Genomic DNA, 23,239 nt, shown 5'->3' with positions numbered 1-23,239 from the left:
CCAACGCCCAACGCCCAACGCCCAACGCCCAACGCCCAACGCCCAACGGCACAACGGAGGCGACCATGGCCACGAAGATCATCATCGACACCGATCCCGGTCAGGACGACGCGCTGACGATTCTGCTGGCGCTCGCCAGCCCTGAGATCGAACTGTTGGGCGTCACCACGGTCGCGGGCAACGTCGGCGTGGCGCAGGCGACGGAGAACGCCCTCAAGGCTCTCGACCTCGCCGGACGGCCGGACGTGCCCGTCCACGCGGGCGCGGAGCGAGCGCTGCTACGCGAGAGAGTGGACGCAACCCATGTCCATGGGCGTACCGGATTCGAAGGCGCGGACCTGCCGCTGCCCAGTCGCGCGCCGTCGCCCGGCCATGCGGTCGATTTCATTATTCGTATGGTGATGGAGAACGAGCCGGGCGAGGTGACCATCTGCGCCATAGGTCCGCTGACGAACGTCGCTCTGGCGCTCGCGCGCGAGCCTGCGCTCAGGACACGGCTGCGGCGTATCGTGACCATGTCGGGCGCCTTCGCCGAGGTCGGCAATATCACGCCGTCCGCCGAGTTCAACGTGTATGTCGATCCGCATGCGGCGGACATGGTCCTGCGTTCCGGCGTCGAGCTTGTGATGGCGCCGCTCGACCTGACGCACAGCCTGCACACATCCGCCGCTCGTCTGGCGCGGTTCGAGGCGATCGGGAATCGCGTGGGGTCGGTGGTCGCGGGGTGGCTGCGCTTCGAGAAGCGGTTCGAGGCGACGAAATACGGCACGGACGGCGGCCCGCTGCATGACCCGAACACCGTTCTGTGGTTGCTGCGCCCGGATCTGTATCGCGGGCGGCTGGTCAATGTGCAGGTGGAGACGGCAAGCGAGCTAACCATGGGCATGACCGTCGTCGATTGGTGGGGCGTGACCGATCTGCCGAAGAACGTTCAGTTCCTGCGCGAAGGAGATGCGGACGCGTTGTATGACGCGATCGCAGAGTTGCTGGCGCGTTTCAAAGACGATGGAAGCGGCGGGACAGTTGCTCCGAAATTTCTTGAGGTCCCGGGCGCGTAATCAAGGTGTGATTGTTGCGGTGTGACGGATGGTCGGGAAGATGGCGGCCGAGTGTCCGTTGTAATCTGTTTCGGCGCGCAGTCGCTCTTCGATCTTCTCTATTAACTCATTGATGTAATTATTATTTTCAAGAAAATCTAAGGTGGGAACGCAGATCAACGATGGCGGCAGGTAGAGCTGCGACCGGTCGGCGTTCGCCGCCGCTGGCGTTTCGTCAGTCGGCTCGCGTTTATTACGAGGTGGCGCCTGCGCCCCTATGACTGTTCCGAACCAAGGATCGCGCCTTGTCGATGATATCGTCGCGCCACGCCAGGTCGGCGAGCCAGTCGGCGGGAATGGCGCTAAGGCCGTAACGGGCTCCGGCGATCTGTCCCGCCACGGCTCCGACGCTGTCGGCGTCGTCGCCAAGATTCACGGCACGCAACACGATCTCCGCAAATCCGTCTTGGGGCGCGCAGGCCCATAGAGCCGCCTCGAACGTGTGCACGACATAGCCGGTCGACTGCACATCGCGTTCTGCGCGGGCGGCAATCTCTGGCGGCGCGACCGGCTCCGTCCTCCCGTGAATCAGGTCGAATAAAATGGCCGCCATTTTGCCCGCGATCGCCCGGCATGAGGCGTTGCGGTGCGTCATATCGCTCTGTCGGCGCGCCGTGTCGATGGCGGCGCTCCTGTCGTCCAGATGCGCCAGAACTGCAGGGGCGAGGCGCATGATTCCGCCATTGCCGGCGTTGTCTGTATCAAGGGCGGGCAGGCGGCCTTCGGTCTCCCAATTCCTCAGAACGCCCGATGTCTGAATCCCGATATCGAAGCACCGCCCGTTATGGCTGTAGTCGCCGTATATGTACCATCTTAGCCAGCGGTTCATGACGCCGGCCGGATCGGTCAGATCAGGGTTCTCCAGCAAAGCGTCAGCCAGTGCGAGCGCCATGGATGTGTCGTCGGTCCACTCTCCCGGGTTGAGGCCAAACGCGCCGCCGCCGCGCATCCCGGTGACTGGTGCGAAGGTCCCGCGGGGCTGGAACTCGACTGCCGTTCCGAGTGCGTCGCCTATGGCGAGGCCCACGAATGCGCCGACGGCGCGGTCTTCGATTGAGCCGGGCTTGATATTTTCGGTCACGAAAGTCTCTCCATGCATGTATTCGGCCACGCTGCGGACGTTATGTCGAATAGACTGAATTCATTCAGGCGGACAAATGCTTGACCTCAGTCAGGCGCCAGTCATGATCGTAATTATGTCGCGTGTCAGCCTGCTGAACACGACTGTGACCCACTGCGTGACAGTAATCGCGCAGGCAAAGCTTCGAAAGACGATCATTCAATGACCAAGCCGATGCCTCGTATCTCCCGAGGGGAGTTCCTTAAAACGTGTTGCGGATCGTCTCTGGTTTGCGCCATGCTTCCAGTAATGAGCGTCGAAGCGAAGGGGGCCGGGGCGGTGACTGATCGCCTTACATTCAGGGGATCCGACTACCTGTTCCGGTGGGAGGGTGGAAATCAGCAAGAATTCACGCCCCAAGGGCAGGAAGATCTGCAGAAGTGGCTGGAGATGATGACGATCGTCCGGTATCCGGACGCACATTCAGCAGATCGCATGGCGGAGATAGCCAACAACACGGTTGCGCTATACCAGAAGAACGGAAAAATCCTGAAAGTTGACGCTGTTCAGGCGAAAGCCGAGAAGCCAGCCATTTACTTCGCAGAAGCGGCGTTATCTGACGTGAACGTGCTTGAAATTGCCTTCGCCCGTCTTCAACTGGTCGAAAGCGGCGGTATGGGGGCGATTTATTCCCATAGATTTTACGGCGTCAGCCCCGGCGTTAATCATGAGGCGTCGGCCTGGATGGATAAAAACGGGGCGGCGATCGAACGGGCTCTTATGGAGTGGACGCTTCCTGCGCAGTGATAGCCAGAGGGATCTTTCGGTGGAGAAAGAGTTTGTTTGAGGCAGGGGAATACAAAATAAAATCCCGTTATGGAGTTTTTCGCGATTTGATATTTCCCATCTACGGGGCTGCAGAAGCACTTTCCGTAGCCGGGTTTTTGCTCGCTATTTGTGTTTTCCTATATATGCTCAGTGGTCCTGAGTATGTGTTTCCCGAATTGGTTGGGGCGTTTGTTGGGGTTTGGGTGCAGTGCTTTCGAGCGCGCCCGCTCCGGATTGCAGTTATGCGCACTGACGCCAGCGCTGTCGAAACGACCTTGCGTCGGGCAAGTTTTTTTTAGGAAATAAAAAATAACGTCTGGAGGCACAAGAAAAGCAGGTGGTGGTCGTCGTGGCCGCATGAAGTGATTGCAGTTACAGACGGCCGCTTAGGCGTTGATGTTATAGCGCCAAAGCGTCTGATGAAATTCGTTTTGGCCGTTCTGAACGAGAAAGATTTGAGTATCTATCGGTAAAACGGAAGATGCGTTGAACGCTCTCCGTAATCAACGGCCGCGCAGGTAGGGTCATCACTTTGCGCACCGAGTTCGAACTCGGCAAATTGACCGTGGCTCGCAAACTACCCCGCAGAAGCGTTTTTGTGCGGTAATCTATCAAGAGGAAGTGCGCAGCAAAAGGAGCGCGCGGATCGACACCTGATGCGTTATACTCTCTGAACGTGCTTGTCCGTTCGGTCGCACTCGTCCGAAAGGCGGCGTCGCAAGGGAGAAACGACATGCAAAATCCTCTGGAAGAGTCGCCGGCACGGCAGGCGCGGATCAAGGCGCGAGCGAAGGCGTTGTGGGAAGCTGACGGAAAACCGACCTGCGGGCCGGAGGGCTATCTGGAGGCGGCGGGTGACCTTGTTGGAATGGAGATAAACCCGGAAGCGGGGCAGGAGCCTGTCGATCCGGCTGTTCCGCTAGGCCCGGACGGGCGGCCGATCGAGGATGCGCGACTGCAGGACAACCTTGGCGATCCAGGCGGCAGCATGAATGAGCGCGATGAATTGCGCGAAACCCCGTTCGGCACGCGCGAGGAAGAAGCGTCCGCCTTGAGGAACGAGTAAAGGCGCGCATCTCAGAGGCCGTCCATCGCGGTGTCATGTGACACGTGTTTGTCGCTTGACGCCGCCGTCGCCTCTGGTCACGGTTCGCCTCGTTCACGCGACGGCGCATCGCCCCTCTGGCGTTCGCCAAGGCGGTAGAGGCGCCCGATGCATTTCATCGCCACGTTCGATCCCCAATCTTTTCTCGACACCTGCGCCAGTTACCTGTCGGCGTTCATTTTTGGGACGCTGATCGGAGCGGAGCGGCAATACCGACAACGGACGGCAGGACTACGCACTAACGCTCTCGTCGCGCTTGGCGCAGCCGCCTTCGTCGATCTCGCCGTGCGCCTGACGGGCAATGACGGCGCGGTGCGCGTGATAGCCTATGTCGTGTCCGGCGTGGGCTTTCTTGGCGCAGGCGTCATCATGAAGGATGGGGCCAATATACGCGGTCTGAACACGGCGGCGACGCTGTGGTGCTCCGCCGCCGTAGGGGCCTGCGCTGGCGCCGATCTGGTGGCCGAGGCCGGATTGCTCACCCTGTTCATCATCGCGGGTAACACGTTGCTGAGGCCATTGGTCAAGGCGATCGACCGTGTGCCGGTCGTAGGGCGATCCGCCGAGGCGACTTACTCCGTCAGTCTACTGACCGATCAGATGCACGCCGGATTACTGCGCGACCTGTTGGTCGACCGGCTGGAGGCGGCGCGCTTTCCGGTCGCCGACGTGACTCTGTCGGATCGCGGGGAAGGAAGCGTCGAAATTTCTGCTGTCCTGAGCAGCAGTGTCGTCGAGACGGCGGAACTGGACCGAGTGGTAGAGTTCCTGGAGACGGAAAACGGCGTCACACACGCGACCTGGCTGACCGCGCGCGAGAACTGAGCCCGCTGCGATTGACGGAGAAAACCGTACAGCCCTTGCTGCAGGCCGCTCGATTGCTTTTCCTGAAACGGCGCGTCATCTTTGCGGTCATGTCCTATTTCCTGCCCGATCGAACGCGTTCGGTCATTGCTCCGACGTGGCTGTTCCCGCAACCGGACGTCGGGCTATGACGCGGCACGCAGAGGTCGCGCTTGCCGCAGCGACGGCGATGGACCCGGGTGGAGCGCGTGCGGTCGCGCGGTGCGATCTGCTCAGTCGCTGGCCGTTCAGTGATACGCGCGATCATCTCTTCAGGCCGTTTCTCGGTCCGGGGCATGAGGCGACATGCGAGATCACGACCCGCTGGATGCAAGAGGCGGGAATGACTGTCTCTCTCGACCCTGCCGGAAATATTCTGGGACGATATGAAGGGGTGACGCCAGAGGCGCCCGCGTTGCTGCTTGGCTCGCATGTCGACAGCGTCAAGGACGCCGGCAGCTATGACGGAATGCTCGGCGTCATGCTGGGCATCGAACTGGTGGACGCGTTCCATCGTTCCGGGCGCAGACTGCCCTTCGCGCTGGAGGTAATCGGTTTCGGGGACGAGGAAGGGTCGCGCTTTCCCTCTTACATGCTCGGTTCACGTTCGGTGGCAGGCGTGTTGCCGCCCGACGCCCTGGCGGTTTCGGATCGCGGCGGCGTGTCTCTGGTCAACGCGTTGTCGGACTGGGGTGTTGATCCGGATCGGTTCGCGGACGCTTACCGTGCTCCGGGGGAAGTCGCGGCCTACCTGGAAGCACATATCGAGCAGGCGCCGTCCCTCGAAGAGGCGGGATTGCCGCTCGGCGTGGTCAGCAGCATTGCCGCGCAGGCGCGCTATTACTTCACGGTCGAAGGGATGGCGGCTCATGCCGGCACGGCGATGCACAAGCGTCGGGACGCATTGACGGCGTCGGCGGCTATAGTGCTGGCCATTGAAGAGATCGCCGCACGCGGGCCGGTCGATCTGGTGGCGACCGTGGGCTGGCTTTCGACCGGCGAGAACTCTGCGACGAATATCGTGAGCGGCGCCGTGACGTTCAGCCTCGATCTGCGTGCGGCATTGCGTGAGACCCGAGATCGGGCCGCGTCGGAGATTTTCGCGGCCGCCGCCACGATTTGCGCCGAGCGGCGCGTCGGTCACGCGGTGGAGGAGCGGCATCAACTCGCGGGCGCCGTCTGTGACCGGATGCTGAATGAAACGCTTTCAGGCGCCGTGCGGGATGTCGCGGGTTATGAGCCGCCTCTGATCGTCAGTCAGGCGGGGCACGACGCGATGAACATCGCGGCGATCGCGCCGGTCTCCATGTTGTTCATTCGTTGCGCAGGCGGGATCAGCCACAATCCGGCGGAATCTGTTCGCGATGATGACGTGGAACTGGCGCTCGCGGCAATGATCCGGTTCGCCGATGAGCTTGCGCAAAATCCGCGATTCAGGTCGCCGTAGCAGAGGTTGTTCCCGGTCGGCAGGTTCGCGCGACGCATCGCCAGTGCAGCGGGTATGTGTATGGGAGCCTGCTTGGCTTCGGGCGGCGCTGGGCGACGCCACGTCGAGTTATTTGCGTATCAGGATTGCGTTTATTGCAAGTCTATGAATTTCCGCACAAAATGGCACTCAGTGCCATTTTTCACGTCAGCGTGATCAAGGTCCCCCTTGCGACGGGTCAATTATCTATATAGCGACGTATATAGATAACAAGACCAAAATGGTCCTGTTTGTTCGATCCGGCGTCCTGCCGGAATGGCTTCGATCAGAACCACGGAGCGCCAATATGGCCGTGAATCAGGAACCACCCTTCAAGTCCCGGTATGAGAATTTCATCGGCGGAGAGTGGAAGGCGCCCGTGAAGGGCGAGTACATGAAAAACTCCTCGCCGGTGAACGGAAAGGTCATCTGCGAAGTCCCCCAGTCCACGGCTGAGGACATCGAACTCGCGCTCAATGCGGCACACAAGGCGTTCCCGGTGTGGTCGCGCATGTCGGCCACCGAACGTTCGCTCGCGCTGCTGAAGGCGGCAGACCGGATGGAAGCCAATCTTGACCTGCTGGCCCGCGCGGAAAGCTGGGACAACGGCAAGCCGATCCGCGAGACGCTGGCGGCCGACATTCCGCTCGCCATCGATCATTTCCGGTATTTCGCAGGCTGTATCCGCGCACAGGAAGGCGCTCTGAGCGAGATCACCGAAGACACGGTGGCCTATCATTTCCATGAGCCTCTCGGCGTCGTCGGTCAGATCATTCCGTGGAATTTCCCGATCCTGATGGGTTCGTGGAAGCTGGCTCCGGCTCTCGCCGCGGGCAACTGCATCGTGATGAAGCCTGCCGAGACCACGCCCGCCAGCATTCTCGTCCTTATGGAGCTGATCGGCGATCTTTTCCCGGCGGGAACGCTGAACATCGTCAATGGCCTTGGCCGCGACGTCGGCGCCGCGCTGTCCAACAGCAAGCGCATCGCCAAGATCGCCTTCACCGGCTCGACGCCGACGGGCAAGATGATCGCGCACGCCGCTGCGGAAAACCTGATCCCGGCTACGCTGGAGCTGGGCGGCAAGTCGCCGAACATCTTCTTCGCCGACATCATGGACCACGACGACGACTATCTCGACAAGGCGATCGAGGGCTTCACCATGTTCGCGCTTAATCAGGGGCAGATCTGCTCCTGCCCTAGCCGTGCGCTGGTGCATGAGGATATCTACGAACGCTTCATCGAACGCGCCCTTCCGCGTGTGAAGGCGATCCGACAGGGCAACCCGCTCGATCCCGAGACCATGATGGGGGCGCAGAACTCCACCATGCAGCAGCAGAAAATCCTCGAATATATCGGCATCGGCAAAGGAGAGGGCGCAGAGCTTCTCACCGGAGGCGCGACGCCGGATCTTGGCCCTGATTTCAACGATGGATGCTACGTGCAGCCGACCGTGTTCCGGGGTAACAATAAAATGCGTATCTTCCAGGAAGAAATTTTCGGACCTGTTCTTGCGGTGACGACGTTCAGGACGGAGGAGGAGGCGCTGGCCATCGCCAACGACACAGAGTTCGGCCTTGGCTCCGGCGTCTGGTCGCGCGACGCCAACACTTGTTACCGCATGGGACGGGGCCTTCAGGCTGGCCGCGTCTGGGTTAACTGCTATCATGTCTATCCCGCGCACGCGGCGTTCGGCGGATACAAGAAATCCGGGATCGGCCGCGAAACGCACAAGATGGTGCTTGAACACTACCAGCAGACCAAGAACCTGCTGGTCAGCTACAGCGAGAAGAAGCTCGGTTTCTTCTGATTGGGTCGGCCGGGGCGTTTCCCGCTCCGGTCCAGCCCCCGGCAAGGGGGCGTTTTCTACAGCGAAGAGGTATCGGAACTGATGTCGTCGAAAACCGGAATCGTCATTGTCGGCGGCGGAGTCGCCGGGCTTGCTCTGGCGACGCGGCTCGGCGCGACGGTCGGGAAACAGGGTGAAGCGCGTATTACGCTGATCGATCGCGGCTTTTCGCACGTTTGGAAGCCGATGCTGCATTGCTTTGCAGCGGGCACGGCGTCAAACGAGAACGACCGTATCAGTTTTATGGGGCAGGCGAGCGCCCATAACTTTGAATTCTGGCCGGGCGACGTGGTCGGTCTCGATAGGGAAAAGCGTGAGATCACGCTCGGTCCGCTACAGGCGTCGGATGGTCAGGTGGTTCTCGAGAGCCGCACGATCGGGTACGATGTGCTGATCTTCGCCATCGGCAGCTGCGCCAATGATTTCCGCACGCCCGGCGTGGCGGAGCACTGTCTGTTCATCGACAATCTTGTCGAAGCGAACGGGTTCAACGAAAAATTTCGTATGGAGCTTCTTCGCGCCTATGCGACGGGGAGCGAGCTTAATATCGCCATCGTCGGCGGCGGCGCGACGGGCACGCAGCTTGCCGCGGAGCTGCACAAGGCGATTGAAATTGTCGAATTGCACGCGTTCGGCGCGTCGCCGCCGAAAATGCGGATCACGCTGCTGGAAGCCGGACCGCGGATCGTCCCGGCTTTCCCCGAAAGCGTGTCGGATGCGGCTCAAAAGGAGCTGGAACGCATTGGCGTGACCGTTCGCACCTCCGCCATGGTGTCTGGCGCCGACGCAGAAGGGTTCAGTCTCAAGGACGGAACCCACGTTCCCGCCACGCTGCGGGTGTGGGCTGCGGGCGTGAAGGCGCCCGACGTCACCAAAGCATATGGCGGATTGTCGCTCGGTCGTTCAGGGCAGATCGTCGTTCATCCAAACCTGCAATCCATCGACGACGAGCGGATCTTTGCGATGGGCGACTGCTCCTATATCGCGGACGAGCCTCTGCCGCCCACGGCGCAGGTCGCACGACAGCAGGCGCACCATCTGGCGCGGCATATCCCGGCGCTGCTCCGCTCAGGCAAGCCTGTTCCGTCGTGCGTGTTTCGCAACAAGGGCGCGATCGTGGCGTTGGGCGATTACAACGGCTGGGGCACGCTGCCGGGCGGCGGTGTCTTCGGTGGCGGCTGGATGAGGGGGCTGGCCGCGCGGCTGGGCCACGTCATGCTGTATCGCCAGCATCAGATCGAGCTTTATGGTTTCTGGCGCGGGATGATGTCGCTGCTGGCGGATCTGGTCGACGCAGTGGCTCGCCCGTCCGCCCGTCTTGACTAAGAGCACGAGGACTTGGCGCGCGGATATCGGCTGACCTCTCTTGCGAGGCCAGTCGTTGCCCTCGCCGCAATCAGAGTGCGTTAGCCTCAGCAAGGTAGAGGCTAAGGGGTGTCGGTCGTTAAATTCTATGCTAACGACAGCGACTTGAGCGAAAGTAAGGAAGGTCGATTGCAGTTTGTCGCAGCGTCTGTGCGCGGCCTCAACCTGGCGAAGAAGCGTTCGATAATGTTTCTGCTTTTACAAAGCGGAAAGCTGTTTTTTCCGTTGATTGCGCCGGTTTGTCCTTGGCGGAACAACCGGAGCGACCTGTCGGGCTCCAAATTTGTAATGAATAGATCGGCGCCGTGAGCCTTGTCGGCGGTCAAGGTCTTGGGGTCGGCTTCATCGAACAAAGGCTCTGCTTCGGTGGCGCTGAGCCTTTGTCCGAACGTCAGAGAAAGAGCCACAGCCTTCCGGCGGCCTAAGCGTGACATGGATCTTCGTGGTCTGTCCGCTACGGGACCGTCCCACGGCCTGATCTGCGCTTTTTTGTGTGCTTCCGCGCGATCCTGGTGAACGCCAACAAACATGTGAGCGTCCGAAGATCGCACGATTAATAGCAGGATTCGCCTGCATATTTGTCGTTCTCTGTGAAAACTGTGCAACCGATAAGCAGGCATCCGCGCCATTTCTCCCTCTGTTTAGCCGAGTTAGGAAAGATGATGCATCTACCCAGTTTGCGCGTTTCGGCTGGCGGTCTCTCTCTGCGCGGCATCTCGGAGGATCGATACAAAGTCGTCGTTGAAATATCCTCTCATGAAAAATGTCATTCCTGGAACCAACGAAGTGGGGAACGCTACTACCTGTTCCAGTGTATGAAAGAATTCCTCGCAAGCCTTCAGCGTATGGTGGACGACAAGACCGAGTGCCGGGAGAATTGGAACCAAGCCGTTTGGTTCTCTCTCATCATCGTGCCAAATGTCCCAGTCCGGGAAAGGCCGTAAGTTGCCAGAAACTAAGAAGCCTCCCTCTCCAGTGAATATTGTCTGCACCTGAGAGCCGCGGTGAACGATATTGTCGCGAATCCGACGGAGGTTTAGGAAGAATTGCGAATGTCCAACATAAACGTCGGCCAAGGCAGCCGGAAGTCCAAACCGTTCACTGATTTGGATTGCGCTAGCCGGTTTGCCTGACAGCAAGATCATATCGGAGAAACTCTCCTTCAGAGGCTTCTTCTTTATTGATGCATCAAAAAGCTGAATGCTCTTCCAAATGTGGCCAACCATCTCTTGTAAAAGGTCGAACATGCTCCTGCATACCGACAATATGTATTCAACTTCAGTTGTGGCCATGCGCCCGATCCCGTGCTTGATCGTGTCACGGTGCGCATGGAGAAAGCCCATCTTGGCCAGTGAGGCAGATACGTTGAAGATATCTTCCTGAAAGCCGACGAACGCCTTCATCAACTCCGGAAAGGAAGCCCGTTGGGCTATGAAGTTGAGGATCTGAAGGCTGATATCTGACGGACGCTCCGGCACCCTCGCGAAATAAAATGACTCGGCAGGCCACGCGCGTGTCTGGATTAGCTGATCGCCGGCGCTGATCCACATCTTCCAGTCGCCATCATAGAAGCATAGCGAACTGAGTGTCCGCCCCTGATGGTTCGAGAGATCGAGGTAGGGAATGGCGGCCAGTTTGGAGAGATCGACTTGTTTCATCTCCTGAGGCTAGCACCAGTTTCCTGTGCGGCACATTCGCTTATCTCCAAGAGTTTGGGGCGCTGTACGGATTGCCTATCGCATCCGCGCGGCGCAGAATACAGCATGAACCAAACGTCCGGTCTCCACATACCGCAACGCAGAACCGGACCGACAAAAATCCCCCCCAAATCAGCTGCTGGCGATTTGGGGCAATGGGAGCAACTCGCCGATCCGGGCTGCAGGGTGTCCGTCGATCATGCGTGTCATTAAGTCGCGCAGCCATGCAAACGGCTCGATACCATTAAGCTTGGCCGCTGCGATCAGTGACGCAACGATTGCCCACCGGTTGGCGCCATCCTTGCTGCCGAAAAAAAGGGCGTTCTTGCGACCGAGCGTCACAGGTCGAATGGCCCGTTCCGGCGGATTGGCGTCGAGATTTATGCGCTCGGCGACGCTGCTAACTCCCGACGCGCCGTAGCGATATTCCGAACCGATGGAAATCTTATGATGGGCTTTCCGGCGTCCGGTGCTGTCCTCATGAGTAAGGACAGCACCGGACCGGACACAAAGCCCGAGAGTGGCGGAGCATGTTTGCTCCGCTTGGCCCGTCGTCAGTGGGCTTGTTATTTCCCTTCGGGAAGAGACCACGCGATCAGATAATCGCCCAGCTTGGTCGGAAACGAACCATGACCGCCCACATAGGAAACGACATACTGCTTGCCGTTCACGGCATACGTCATGGGCGTGGACTGCCCGCCAGCGGGAAGCGATTGCTGCCACAGCACCTTGCCCGTCGTCACGTCGTAGGCGCGGATGTAGTAGTCCATCGAGCCCGTTAGGAACGCCACGTTGCCCGCGGTGACCAGCGGCCCGCCAAGCGCCGGCACGCCAATCTTCACCGGCGGGAGCGTGATCGGTAGCGAGCTTCCATACAGGCTGTTCTGTATGGTGCCGTTGCGGTGTTTCCAGACGACCTTGTTGGTGGTCAGGTCGATGCCGACCATATAGCCCCACGGCGGATTACGGCAGGGCATATTGAGGCCAACCTTCGCCAGCAACGGATTGACGAACGGGTTGAGTTCCACGGCGTATGGCGCGCCGTAATTATGCTGGATGCCACTCTCTCCTCCGGTTCCGCCCGCGTTGTTTTGAGACGGCCAGAGCGGATTGTTCGGCCCACGCGGCACAAGGCGCGAAACGAACGGCAGCGAAAGGGTGTCGGCGACCGCGATCTGGCGCTGCGGATCGACGGCGAGGCCGCCCCATTCGAAAATCCCGAGATTGCCAGGAAAGACCAGCGTGCCCTGGGTCGAGGGAGGCGTGAAGGTGCCCTCGTAGCGCAACTGATGGAAGGCGATCCGGCAGACCAACTGGTCGAACATTGTGCCGCCCCACATGTCAGCGCCTGTCAGGAGCGCCTTCGGGCGGAGCGAGAGGTCGGAGAAAGGCTGCGTCGGCGAGACGTGATCGCCGGGCGAGGCGCCTTGCGGGACCGGCAGTTCGTCAGCGGGGACGATCAGCTTTCCTGTGCGGCGGTCAAGAACGAAGACATTGCCCGTCTTGCCCGGTGCGTAGATCGCGGGGATGACGGTCCCGTCCTTCTGCTTGATATCGACCAGACTCGGCTGCGAGGGGACGTCCATGTCCCAAAGATCGTGATGAACAGTCTGGTAGAACCACGCGAGTTTGCCGGTATCGGCGTTGAGCGCGAGGATGCCGGAGGCGTAGCGTTCGGAATTCTGGTCGCGGTTACCACCCCATTCGTCGGGGGTCTGCACGCCGGTCGGGATGTAGATCAGGTTGAGCGCTGCGTCGTAGGACGAGGTGATCCAGGAGTTCGGCGAGTTCGCCACGAACTTGTGGTCCGGACCCGGCATCTGGTTCGGATCGGGATTGCCTGTGTCGAAGACCCAGACGAGCTTGCCGGTGTAGAGGTCGTACGCTCGGGTGACGCCCGAAGGTTCATGCACCGAGCCGTTATCCGTCACAGCGCCCGATTGGATGACGAGCCTGTCGGTGACGACAGGTGGGGACGTGCCCTCCCATCCGCCGGCCTGCGTGAAGGGCATACCCTCATCGCGCAGGTTGAGTTCGCCGTTGGCGCCGAAACTGGGGCAGCGCGAGCCGTCATCGGCGTTAATCGCGAACAGGCGGCCGTCATTGGTCGGCAGGAAGATGCGGTGCGCGCACTCGTTCGGTGCGGGTTGCCCGTCAATCGTCAGTGCGCTCGCGGGCGTGGCGTGATAGGTCACGCCGCGGCAGGTCAGATGCTGGAAACCGGGATTGACGGAGAGATGGGGGTCGAACACCCACTTCGTCTTGCCGGTCGTCGCGTCGACCGCGAACAGCTTCTGGTGGGTGGAGCACAGATAGAGGGTTCCGTTCGCCATGACAGGCGTGCCCTCGTTCGTCGTCTCGCCGGGATCATTCGCCGTTTTGAGGTCGCCGGTCCGCAGGATCCAGGCGACTTTCAGATTGCCCACGTTTGAGGCGTCAATCTGCTTTAGGGGCGAGAAGCGGTTGCCATACTGTGTGCGGCCCCAATCGTGCCATTCAGAATCAGGCATCGCGGCGGCGTCGCCAGGGGCGGCGTTGGCGACCTGTGTCGGCATCGCGCCGTCAACGGAATAGGGGTCCTGGGTCAGTGAGAACGCGATGACCAGGACCGTCAGCACGAGACTGGCGCCAAGCGGGGCGACCGTTGCGCGGGTGGCCCCCAGCGGACGCCTGATGAACGGCAGGAGCAGCCATATGCCTACAATGCCGATCACGTCGCTGCGCGGGACGAGAGACCAGAAATCGAAGCCGGCTTCGGTGACGGCCCAGATCAGGCTGCCGAGCGTGATCGCCGCATAGACCCAGAGAGCCGCCGCCTTGCCGCGATAGAGGAGAAAAGCGGTCGCCAGCATCGCAATGCCGCAGATGAGATAATAGGGCGTGTCGCCGTACGTCGACAGCCATGCCCCACCAATGGTGAGAGCGACGCCGATCAACGCGACAAGGAGCGCCGTCAGCACAACCGGCTTCGGTACGCGAGGGAGCGTGTTCATGTCGTCTCCAGGACTGTCGGATTGGAAGAATGGGCGCGGCGCCGACGCGCTGTTACGCCAGGCCCTACACAGCTTCGATCGATCATCTCACTGATTCGAAAACCGGTAGATCGTCGTGTAATCGAACGTCTGCCCCGGACGGAGCACCGTCGTCGGGAATGACGGATGGTTCGGGCTGTCGGGAAAATGCTCTGCCTCGAAGGCGATGGCGTCGGTCTGGCGATAGGCCTTGCCGGACAGACCGGCGTAGCCGCCGTCCAGCGAGTTCGACGTATAGACCTGCAGGCCAGGCTGACTCGTCAGGACGTCCATCGACCGCCCGGAGCGAGGATCGTAAAGATGGGCCGCCTGTCGAGGGGCGTCGCCGGCCGGGCCGTCGATCACCCAGTTGTGGTCATATCCGCGCGCATACATCATCTGGGCGGAAGAATCGCGCAGGCGGTCGCCGATCACGCGAGGCTTGGTGAAGTCGAGCGGCGTGCCGGCGACGGGCGCGATCTCGCCCGTCGGGATCGACGTCGGATCGGTGGGCGTATAGCGATTGGCGTCGATCTTTAATATTTCCGGAGCAATCGACCCGGAGCCCTCGCCATTGAGGTTCCAATAGCTATGGTTCGTCAGGTTGAGGACTGTCGGAGCGTCGGTCGTCGCCGTGTAATGGAGCGTCAGGGCGTTGGTGTCATCAAGGCTGTATGTGACCTTCGTCGTCAGCTTTCCAGGAAAGCCCTGATCGCCATCCGGCGAGACGAGTTCCAGCGTGACGGACGCCATCTTGCCGTCCACCCGGCGCCCGGCGAGCGTCCAGAGTTTCTTGTCGAAGCCCTGTTTGCCTCCATGCAGCGCGTTGGGCGGCGCCGTCACGGCGATATGGTAGCTCTTGCCATCGAGCGTGAAGTCGCCGCCCGCGAGGCGGTTGGCGTAACGGCCGATCATGGCGCCGAAGAACAGCCCCCCCTTTGCGGAGTCGACCGTATATCCCTCAAGCTTGCCGAAGCCGAGCACGATGTCGCCGAGATGCCCTTCGTGGTCCGGGGTAACGACCGACTGGATGACGCCGCCATAGGTGATGACCCGTACCGTCACATCCTTGTCGTTCTTCAAGGTCACGATCTGGACCTGACTCCCATCGGACAGTTGCCCCCAGGGCGCCACGGACACCGTAGGCGCTGCGGTCGCGACACCGTATGCGGACGAGAAAATTGTCCCCATCACGGCGAGGCGTCTGATGTGGCGTCGAGCGGAAAGATGAACCGACATCGGGATGAATCCTTGCAATTTGAATACAACAGAATGGATAGCGAGGCTCAGAACGTCGTCCCCATTTCCATGTCGAGCAGCAGGGCGTTGCGGTAGCGGTTCGTGCCACCCGGATGCCAGATATATTGGACGCCCGGACGCAGGGTGAGCCAGGGGGCCGGGCGATAGCCGTAGTTGATCTCACCGGCATGCTCGCCGCTGGGCTTGAGAATGTCAGTGTAACCCTGCCGCTGAAGATCGGCGGCGTAAATCCCAAGCTTGGGATTTACGAAATTGAATTTTCCGCCAATGCTGATCGTGTCGTTCGGGCGGTTCCAGAACGTGCCTTTCCGGACGACGCCCCAGGTGATGTAATAGGGCGCGATCGCCGTTCTGGGATCGCCCCACGTAAAGGACAGAAACGCGATCGTCGAGCGGTTCGGATCTGCGCGGTCACGCTGCAGCATCTGGTCGCCCTCGAACCATCCGCCGAACCGGCCGCGGACCTTCTCGATCGGCAGGTTGCCTACGTTTACCCCGGCGATCTGGAATCCTCTGAACTGGCCGTAGACGTTATTGACTTCAGAGGTGTCCCAATAGCCGCCGACCTTGATATTCGTCGGCAACGCGCCGTGCGTGTCTGTGCCGCCGAAATGCCAGCCGATCTGGAACGGCAGAAAAGCGCCCGTCGATCCGTGCAGCCCCATCTTCCAAGCATAGCCTGTATTCGAGATCGTCGGATCGACGTTGTAGATGCCGGCGGAGACCAGCATGCGCTGATCTCCAAAAGGAAAGACCTTGATATATGCGCCGGGGTGCGCGGTCGGGTAATAACCATAACCGGAATTGCTGGCGATCGCCTGTGGCATACCGCAGATCGCATTCGTCTGGAACTGGCAATACAGATTCATACCCCAATGGGTCGTGGACTGAGCAAAGTCGTTTTCCGTATTGATCCACCCGATCTCGGCGTCGACATATCGTCCGAACTGTCTTTCGAACGAGAGCCGCGTGAAACGGATCGTCTCTCCCGATCCGAAGATCTCCTGCGGACTGTTCAGAGCCGGCAGTTGCTGGCCGATACCTTGCCCGGCGCGCTCAGTCAGGAGGACATGGAAGATTCCGATATTATGGCCCGTGAGCTGGGCGAAATTCACATCGGCCCCAAGAGCTACTTCATGAGCGTACCGCACGGTACGCCCGCGGCCGCCGACCGGGTTTCCGGCGCTGTCCTCGAGATAATGACCGAAGATGTTGATACCTTCGTTCTGGAGCCGCACGCGCTCGCCACCCCAGTCGCCGGTCATGGTCGTTTGCTTCAGCCAGTCCTGGAACGACGCCGGAAAGAAAGGTTTGTCGGGGACCGGCGTCACGGCATGGCGGGTCGTACCCAGGGAAGACGGGGCGCGGTTATAGGGATTGCCGAAAAGGGTGGGTGGATCGTCCGCTGAGATGGCCAACGCGGACGATGACTGGTTGGGTGTCGCGTCCTCTGTCACGGCCTCATGAGGCCCGCTGTCATCGTGCTGGGTGGGGGATGGTCCTGAGCCCTGCGCGTGAGCCGACGCGCTGACTGCAACGCAATATCCGATCAGCGCCGCCGCGCTTGTTCTCTTCGTGTTACGCCACTGCCTGAATGCACAACTCGTCATTCACAACCTTATTAATGTTCATTATGAGCATCATGTTAACGCTAACAAGAGATCCTGCAAAGGTGATCGGCGGATCGGACACGAATAAGTGATTTTGAAGTGGCCTCTGTAAAATCATTTTATATCAAATGATTGTTTTAAATATTGGCTCAAAAAACAAAGCCGCGCTCACCGAATATCGGTAGCGCGGCTTGCGTGAAACGAAACTCGTCACTCAGCCAGTTATTGCTGCGGCCTGTTCGGCGGCGCGGGTAACGGCGTCCCAGTCCTGCGCCGCGATCACGCTACGCTTCACCATCCAGGAGCCCCCGACGCAGATGACGTTGGGCAGTTTCAGGTAGCTCGGCGCGATGTCCGGCGTGATGCCGCCGGTAGGGCAGAAGGTCAGTTGCGGCAAAGGGGAGGCGATGGAAGCAAGGAATGGCGCCCCGCCCGCCGCCTCGGCAGGGAAGAACTTCGCGAAGCGATAGTCGCGCTCAATCAGCGCCATCGCCTCGGAGGCTGTCGCAACGCCCGGCAGCGGGGCGAGGCCGGAGTCCTCCGCCGCGTCCAGCAGTCTGGGTGTGGCGCCGGGCGAGACGGCGAATCTGGCTCCCGCCTGGGCGGCCTGCCTGTATTGGGCGGGCGTCAGCACGGTGCCCACGCCGGGCACAGCCCCCTCCACCTCCGCCGCCACGGCGCGGATCGCATCTAGCCCCGCGGAGGTGCGCAAGGTGATCTCGATGGCCTTCAACCCGCCCTTCACGAGGGCACGGGCTAGCGGCACGGCCTCTGCTACGCTCTCTACGATCACCACGGGGACCACCGGGGCGAGACGCAGGATGTGCTCCAGACCGTCCTGAATATGACCCTGACTCATGCTAACTCCTCCCCGGTTCATGCCGGTTCTTCATGAAATGCAAAGATGCTGGCGCCGTGATCGGCGCGGCCGACCAGATGACGGAACGGCGAGAACAGTTCCCGCCCCGTACCGTAATGACCAGAGGTGAGATCCGCGACGCTGTCGGTCCGGGCGTCCCATTCGGCTTGCGGCGTCAGGACGTCGAGGCTGCCCTCGACGGCGTCGACGCGGACGATATCACCGTCCCTCAGCTTCGCCAGCGGTCCACCCTCAAGCGCCTCGGGCGTAACATGGATAGCGGAGAGCACCTTGCCCGACGCGCCGGACAGGCGGCCGTCCGTGACCAGAGCCACCTTGAAACCCATGTCCTGCAAGACACCCAGCGGCGGCATCAGCTTATGCAGCTCCGGCATGCCATTGGCTTTCGGCCCCTGGAAACGGACGACCAACACCATGTCTCCGTGCAACTCGCCTGCCTTGAAGGCCGTCTGCACGGCCTCCTGGGAAGCAAACACGCGGCACGGAGCTTCGATGACGTGACGCTCCGGTGCGACGGCGGAGGTCTTCACCACACCGTGACCGAGGTTACCCTTCAGCAGCGCCAGACCGCCGGTCGGCTGAAAGGGTCTGGAGGCCGGGCGCAGCACCGTCTCCTCGCCGCTCGCCGCCGGCGCGTCGCGCCAGGCGAGCGCACCGTCATCGAGAAAGGGCTCTTTCACGTAGGCCTCCAGGCCCCGGCCCATCACAGTCTCCACGTCCGCATGCAACAGCCCGGCGTCGCGTAGCTCGCGGATGAGGAAGGGCGTGCCGCCAGCAGCCTGAAAATGGTTCACGTCCGCATGCCCGTTGGGATAGATGCGACAGAGCAGCGGTGTGATCGCGGCGAGATCCGCCAGATCCTGCCAGGTCAGGATGATTCCAGCCGCCGCCGCCATGGGCAGCAAATGGATGGTGTGGTTGGTCGAACCTCCGGTGGCATGCAGCGCCACGATGGCGTTGACGAAACTGCGCTCGTCGAGCATCCGCCCGACAGGCGCATACTCATCGCCAAGCGCCGTCAGGGAAAGGACGCGCTGTGTGGCAAAACGGGTGAGCGCCTCGCGCAGAGGCGTGTCGGGTTGGACGAAGGCTGCGCCTGGCACGTGCAGGCCCATGACTTCCACCAGCATCTGGTTGGTGTTGGCGGTGCCGTAGAACGTGCAGGTGCCTGGGGCGTGATAGGCTTCGCCTTCGGCTTTCAGCAGGTCGGCGCGGGTGGCCTTGCCTTCGGCATAGAGCTGGCGAATGCGTGCTTTCTCGGGGTTCGACAGGCCGGACGGCATGGGACCGGCGGGGATCAACACCGACGGCAGATGGCCGAAGGCGAGCATCCCGATGACCAGCCCCGGTACGATCTTGTCGCAGATGCCGAGGAAGCAGGCGGCGTCGAACGTATTGTGGGAGAGGGCGACGCCGGTGGCCAACGCAATCACGTCACGGGAGAACAGGGACAGTTCCATTCCGGGCCCGCCCTGCGTGACCCCGTCGCACATCGCCGGCACGCCGCCCGCCACCATCGCCACTCCACCCGCCGCCCGCGCGGTTTCGCGGATCAGTTCCGGATAGCTCTCGTAAGGGCGATGGGCGGAGAGCATGTCGTTGTAGGCCGTCACGATGGCGAGGCTCGCCCCCGGCCCGTCGCGTAGTCTTTCCTTGTCCGACGTGCCGCACCCCGCGAAGGCGTGCGCCTGATTGGCGCAGCCCAGGGCCTGACGCACGGGCCCGTTGCTCGCGGCGTCGGAGAGGCGCCTCAGATAAGCCTCGCGCGAAGAACGGCTTCGCTCGATGATCCGGGCGGTGACCTCGTTCAGGACGGTATGTATCATCTCATGGACTCCCCTGGCCGGCCCGTCAGGCCGCCAGATGCAATGTGACGAGCACTTCGGTCACCAGCTCGCCAGCCGGCGCTCCCGTGTCGATCGTGATGACGGGCTCGTCCGGGTCGGGCTCTTCGAGCGTGGCGAATTGGCTCTCCAGCAGGCTCACAGGCATGTAGTGACCCTGTCTGGCGGCGAGACGTTCCGCGATCAGCGGGGACTTGCCGCGCAGATAGATGAAGCGCACATCGTCCGCCCCGCTGACGATGGTCTCGCGGTAGCGTCGGCGCAGAGCTGAGCAGGCGATGATGCCGGTCTTGTCCGCAACCCGCCAATCCTGGATCGTGTGGGCCACTTTCTGGAGCCAGGGCGCGCGATCCGTATCGTCCAGCGGGACGCCAAGACGCATCTTCTCGACATTTGCGGCAGGGTGGAGGGCGTCGCCCTCGATGAATTCCCAGCCCAATCGTCCGGCCAGGAGTGCCGCGACGGTGGATTTTCCACAGCCTGAGACGCCCATGACGACGATGAAGCGCACCGCGCTCATGCGGGCGACGGGATCGGTTCGATCCGCCCCAGGACGACCACATAGGAGAAGATACCGAACAGGAGCATCACGCCAGCGACGAGGAACGCAGCCTCGAAATGATGGGTGGCGCCGACGATAAGCCCGGTGACGATCGGCGCGATGACGCCCATCATATTGTTGAGGAAGTTCATGATCCCTCCAATGGTGGCGGTGCCGCCCTTTGGCGCGATGAGCGAGGGGATGGACCAGCCGATGGGGGCCGAAGCGGCGAGACCGGACAGGGCGATCGATATCCAGAAGATCGCCCAACGGGGATCGGTGGTTTGTGTGGCGTTGAACACGCAGAGGCCGAACAGCATCCCGACAACCAGCACGGTCTTGCGGACTTTGGTCTCGTCATGCCCGGCCGCGATCAGGCGGTCGACCAGCAGGCCGCCGAACACGATGTCCGACACTGTGGCGCAGGCCCACGGAATTGCGGCGTAACCGGCGGATTCAAGGATGCTCATGTGCATCGCCTGCACCAGATAGCCCGGCAGCCACGTGAGGAAGAGGTAGAAGGTGTAGCCATAGGCTGCGAAGCCGAGGCTCAGGCCCCAGACTTTCCGCTGGCGGAGCAGGTAAACCAGCATGGAGCCCGCGCTGCTCGCAGATTCGCCCTCCGGGGTGGCGCCGCCGTCGAGGATATACGCGTGCTCTTCGCGCGAGAGGTTCTCATCCGCTGACGGATCTCGATAGATGCAGTAATAGGCTACGAAATAAGAGAAGCTCAGCGCGGCGGTGACGCCGAAACCCCAACGCCAACCGAAATTCACCACAACGAATGCGCCAAGGGGTACGCCGATGACATTGGCGAATTTCGCCGCTGCGTCGAAGAGCGAGGTCGCGACAGAGCGCTCCTGGCGTGGGAACCAGTAGCCCGTGGCCTTCGCGTTGGCGGGGAAGCAGGGCGCTTCGGCCGCGCCTAACAGCAGGCGGGCCATGAAGATGCCGCCGAACCCGCTGGCGAATGCCACCGCCGCAGAGGCAATGGACCACAGGAACGCGCCCCAGCGCCCGACCGATGTGACCCCGAACCGGTCGAGGATCATGCCGGCCGGGATCGTCAGCAGCGCGTAGGACCAGAAGAAAGCGCTGAAAAGCAGTCCGATATCAGTGGGCGTGAGGTGGAACTCCGCCATGAGCTGCGGCGCCGCGACCGAGAGATTGATGCGATCGATATAATTGACAAGCACGCCCCCACCGAGCAGCCCGCCGATAATCCAGCGGCGCCGTGGGACCTGCCCGGAAAGGCTGGCCATACTTCCCCCGATACGTTGTTTATGGAGCTTCTCTTGATTGTTGCTTATGAAGCTGCTGTTCGTACCTTGATTATTGATTTTGAGCTTATTGTTAACGCTAACATATTTTGTCTGTAAAGCGGAAACTGAAGGGACACCTGATCGATGGCCGGCCGGAAACCACGCATGCCCGTCAAGGGCCGCGTGACGATCGAAGATGTGGCGGCGGCGGCCGGCACCAGCATGATCAGTGTCTCCCGCGCGTTTCGAGGCTCCGCCCGGTTGAGTCCTGATCTGCGGGCGCGGATCGAGAAGGCAGCGGCGGCTCTGGGCTACGTGCCGGACCGCGCGGCCAGCGCGCTGGCCTCCGCGCGGTCCATGAATGTCGCGGTGCTGGTCCCATCCATTACCAATATGGTGTTTGTGGAAATGTTGGCCGGCATCGACGCGGTGCTGTCGGAGGAGCGCTATCAAATCATCATGGCGACGACCAACTACGTTCCAGCGGAAGAGGAACGGCAATTGCGTGGATTGCTGGCGTTCCGGCCGGATGGCGTGCTGCTGACCGGCATCGACCATCTGCCGGGAACGTTGAATCTGCTGAAGACCCCCGCGTTGCCGGTCGTGCAAATGATGGAGCTGAGTGGTGAGGCGGGCAGCTATTCCGTGGGCTTTTCGCAGGACGAAGGTGGCGCCGCCATCGCGCGGCACTTTGCGGGACGTGGTTATGGGCGAACCGGTTTTGTGGCGGCGCAACTGGACCCGCGGACCCTGGCGCGCGGGGCCGGATTCCGGCGCGCGCTTAAGGAAGTCGGGTTGGACGCCCCCTACGAACTGCTGGTGCCGGATCGGTCTTCGGTAGCCCTTGGCGCCGCGCTCCTGGACCGCGTTTTGGAGGAGCGCCCGGATATTGAAGCGGTGTTCTTCTGCAATGACGACCTGGCGCAAGGCGCGCTGTTCCATTGCCAGAGGCGCGGCATCGCGGTGCCGCAGCAGCTTGCGATCGCGGGGTTCAACGATCTTCCGGCTTCAGCCTGGACGGTGCCGGCGCTGAGCACCGTCGCCACGCCACGCTATGAGATCGGCAGGAAATCAGCCGAGATGCTGCTGGACCTGATGTGCGGCCGGACACCCAAGGCTGCCCGGCTCGATCTGGGGTTCACGCTACATGCGAGGGAAAGCACCTAGAGAGTGTTGCTGTGCTTTTCTATTATGATTTTTGTAGTATAAATATAATAAATATTTAAATAAAATCGTGTATTTCTTATATAATTGGCGAGGAGTGATCTTTGGTTATTCCGCATCTTCCACTAATGAAGGAAGACGCGGAACAACGGCCGCTGTTACGTTAACTGACGAGACGCCCTCGCGCGCCTCTTCACTGGTGCGGCGTCTGCCCCACGTCCTGCGTGGACGGCGCAATCGGCAGCGCATGATCCGCGCCGGGCGGAGGCGGCGGGGGCTTCGGCCCATCGGGCGGCGGCGGTCCATCCCGGCCGTCCGGCGGCCCGTGGCGGTGATGATGCGGCGGGGGGGGGGGCCC

Annotated in this window: 18 protein-coding genes; 8 read left to right on the top strand and 10 right to left on the bottom strand. The window is 61.4% G+C overall.

Annotated features, from left to right (window positions below; genetic code table 11):
- Positions 1-65 precede the first annotated feature (65 nt).
- On the top strand, positions 66-1,058 hold the full coding sequence (locus HK28_RS05095) for a nucleoside hydrolase (protein ID WP_086643535.1): 993 nt from the start codon (positions 66-68) through the stop codon (positions 1,056-1,058).
- Between the two features lie 232 nt (positions 1,059-1,290).
- Here HK28_RS05095 and HK28_RS05090 read toward each other — a convergent pair whose 3' ends face one another.
- Complete coding sequence (locus HK28_RS05090; protein WP_198945795.1) at positions 1,291-2,178, bottom strand: ADP-ribosylglycohydrolase family protein; 888 nt, start codon at positions 2,176-2,178, stop codon at positions 1,291-1,293.
- Positions 2,179-2,379: 201 nt separating this feature from the next.
- On the opposite strand from HK28_RS05090, the gene HK28_RS05085 reads away from it, so the two are divergent.
- From HK28_RS05085 to HK28_RS05060, 6 genes are all read left to right on the top strand, one after another.
- Positions 2,380-2,964 carry a hypothetical protein gene (locus HK28_RS05085; protein ID WP_198945794.1) on the top strand — a complete coding sequence of 195 codons (585 nt, stop codon included), beginning with the start codon at positions 2,380-2,382 and terminating at the stop codon, positions 2,962-2,964.
- 754 nt (positions 2,965-3,718) lie between these two features.
- A complete protein-coding gene (locus HK28_RS05080; RefSeq protein WP_086643532.1) occupies positions 3,719-4,051 on the top strand; it encodes a hypothetical protein in 333 nt (110 codons plus the stop codon).
- Positions 4,052-4,198: 147 nt separating this feature from the next.
- The gene (locus tag HK28_RS05075; RefSeq protein ID WP_086643531.1) at positions 4,199-4,915 is read left to right on the top strand and encodes an MgtC/SapB family protein; all 717 of its coding nucleotides are present in this window, start codon (positions 4,199-4,201) and stop codon (positions 4,913-4,915) included.
- Positions 4,916-5,081: 166 nt separating this feature from the next.
- Positions 5,082-6,380 carry an allantoate amidohydrolase gene (locus tag HK28_RS05070; RefSeq protein ID WP_233140364.1) on the top strand — a complete coding sequence of 433 codons (1,299 nt, stop codon included), beginning with the start codon at positions 5,082-5,084 and terminating at the stop codon, positions 6,378-6,380.
- Positions 6,381-6,705: 325 nt separating this feature from the next.
- On the top strand, positions 6,706-8,208 hold the full coding sequence (locus HK28_RS05065; RefSeq protein WP_086643530.1) for an aldehyde dehydrogenase family protein: 1,503 nt from the start codon (positions 6,706-6,708) through the stop codon (positions 8,206-8,208).
- An 81-nt stretch (positions 8,209-8,289) separates the two neighbouring features.
- Positions 8,290-9,573, top strand: a complete 1,284-nt coding sequence (locus HK28_RS05060) for an NAD(P)/FAD-dependent oxidoreductase (RefSeq protein ID WP_086643529.1) — start codon at positions 8,290-8,292, stop codon at positions 9,571-9,573.
- 707 nt (positions 9,574-10,280) lie between these two features.
- Here HK28_RS05060 and HK28_RS05050 read toward each other — a convergent pair.
- From HK28_RS05050 to HK28_RS05010, 9 genes are all read right to left on the bottom strand, one after another.
- Positions 10,281-11,270, bottom strand: a complete 990-nt coding sequence (locus tag HK28_RS05050) for a hypothetical protein (RefSeq protein ID WP_086643527.1) — start codon at positions 11,268-11,270, stop codon at positions 10,281-10,283.
- A gap of 171 nt (positions 11,271-11,441) precedes the next feature.
- Positions 11,442-11,900 (bottom strand): transposase domain-containing protein, encoded by a 459-nt coding sequence (locus HK28_RS14230; protein WP_233140363.1) that lies wholly within the window; start codon positions 11,898-11,900, stop codon positions 11,442-11,444.
- Positions 11,876-14,302 (bottom strand): glucose/quinate/shikimate family membrane-bound PQQ-dependent dehydrogenase, encoded by a 2,427-nt coding sequence (locus tag HK28_RS05040; protein ID WP_086643526.1) that lies wholly within the window; start codon positions 14,300-14,302, stop codon positions 11,876-11,878. The genes HK28_RS14230 and HK28_RS05040 overlap by 25 nt, the downstream gene beginning before the upstream one ends.
- An 87-nt stretch (positions 14,303-14,389) precedes the next feature.
- Positions 14,390-15,511: an aldose epimerase family protein gene (locus tag HK28_RS05035; protein ID WP_233140365.1), complete on the bottom strand. Its 1,122-nt coding sequence runs from the start codon at positions 15,509-15,511 to the stop codon at positions 14,390-14,392.
- A 95-nt stretch (positions 15,512-15,606) separates the two neighbouring features.
- Positions 15,607-17,190, bottom strand: coding sequence for a carbohydrate porin (locus HK28_RS05030; RefSeq protein WP_086643524.1), 1,584 nt, complete (start codon positions 17,188-17,190; stop codon positions 15,607-15,609).
- A gap of 214 nt (positions 17,191-17,404) precedes the next feature.
- Positions 17,405-18,049 carry a bifunctional 4-hydroxy-2-oxoglutarate aldolase/2-dehydro-3-deoxy-phosphogluconate aldolase gene (gene eda / locus HK28_RS05025; RefSeq protein ID WP_086643537.1) on the bottom strand — a complete coding sequence of 215 codons (645 nt, stop codon included), beginning with the start codon at positions 18,047-18,049 and terminating at the stop codon, positions 17,405-17,407.
- Positions 18,050-18,066: 17 nt separating this feature from the next.
- Positions 18,067-19,893: a phosphogluconate dehydratase gene (gene edd / locus HK28_RS05020; protein WP_369823600.1), complete on the bottom strand. Its 1,827-nt coding sequence runs from the start codon at positions 19,891-19,893 to the stop codon at positions 18,067-18,069.
- Between the two features lie 28 nt (positions 19,894-19,921).
- Positions 19,922-20,434 (bottom strand): gluconokinase, encoded by a 513-nt coding sequence (locus HK28_RS05015; RefSeq protein ID WP_233140362.1) that lies wholly within the window; start codon positions 20,432-20,434, stop codon positions 19,922-19,924.
- Positions 20,431-21,717 (bottom strand): MFS transporter, encoded by a 1,287-nt coding sequence (locus tag HK28_RS05010; protein ID WP_086643522.1) that lies wholly within the window; start codon positions 21,715-21,717, stop codon positions 20,431-20,433. Before HK28_RS05010 ends, HK28_RS05015 begins: the two co-directional genes overlap by 4 nt.
- A gap of 165 nt (positions 21,718-21,882) precedes the next feature.
- Between HK28_RS05010 and HK28_RS05005 the strand changes: the two genes are divergently transcribed.
- Positions 21,883-22,884 carry a LacI family DNA-binding transcriptional regulator gene (locus tag HK28_RS05005; RefSeq protein ID WP_233140361.1) on the top strand — a complete coding sequence of 334 codons (1,002 nt, stop codon included), beginning with the start codon at positions 21,883-21,885 and terminating at the stop codon, positions 22,882-22,884.
- Positions 22,885-23,239 lie beyond the last annotated feature (355 nt).

This window comes from Acetobacter sp. DsW_063 (assembly GCF_002153745.1).
Classification (GTDB): Bacteria; Pseudomonadota; Alphaproteobacteria; order Acetobacterales; family Acetobacteraceae; genus Acetobacter.
This window is presented reverse-complemented; position numbering and strand designations above follow the sequence as displayed.